This window comes from Citrobacter sp. TBCS-14 (assembly GCF_005280805.1).
Taxonomy (GTDB): Bacteria; Pseudomonadota; Gammaproteobacteria; order Enterobacterales; family Enterobacteriaceae; genus Citrobacter; species Citrobacter gillenii.
In genome coordinates, this window is sequence record NZ_SZWM01000789.1 from 1 (window position 1) to 219 (window position 219).

General features: G+C 59.4%; 1 pseudogene. It reads left to right on the plus strand.

What is annotated here, in order from left to right:
* Positions 1-219: pseudogene (locus FDX22_RS21335) on the plus strand (tRNA 2-selenouridine(34) synthase MnmH); the annotation flags it as partial.

Sequence of the window (219 nt, forward strand, 5' to 3'; positions counted from 1 at the left end):
GACGAACGTGCCGCCGTAGGTACCTGTTATAAACGTCAGGGGCCTGAGGCCGCCCTCGCGCTTGGCCATCAACTGGTTTGTGGCGAGACTCGCCAGCAACGCATGAAGGCATGGCTTAATGCCTGTCGTCAAAATCCTGCGGGCTACTTATGTTGCGCGCGCGGCGGCCAGCGTTCGCACATTGTGCAGCAATGGTTGCACGAGTCCGGTGTTGACTAC